Annotated in this window: 1 protein-coding gene; it reads left to right on the forward strand. The window is 68.1% G+C overall.

Features of this window, described 5'->3' with window-relative positions:
* A partial coding sequence (locus AB4Z00_RS26600; protein ID WP_442047907.1) for an MBG domain-containing protein occupies positions 1–357 on the forward strand: 357 nt, incomplete at both ends.

Genomic DNA, 357 nt, shown 5'->3' on the forward strand with positions numbered 1-357 from the left:
CTCACCTTCACCGGCGCCGACCTCACCGTCAACCCGCGCGGCCTCACCGTCACTGCCGATGCGCTCTCGCGCCTCTATGGCAATGCCAATCCGGCGCTGACCTATTCCGTGGGCGGCGACGGCCTCGTCAACGGTGACACTTTGAGCGGCGCGCTGGCCACCGCGGCAAGTGCCACCAGCAATATCGGCGCCTATGGCATCACCCAGGGCTCCCTCGCGGCTGGCGGCAACTATGCCCTCACCTTCACMGGCKCCGACCTCACCGTCACCCCGCGCGGCCTCACCGTCACTGCCGATGCGCTCTCGCGCCTCTATGGCAATGCCAATCCGGCGCTGACCTACTCCSTGGGCGGCGAT

This window comes from Novosphingobium sp. YAF33 (assembly GCF_052113265.1).
Taxonomy (GTDB): Bacteria; Pseudomonadota; Alphaproteobacteria; order Sphingomonadales; family Sphingomonadaceae; genus Novosphingobium.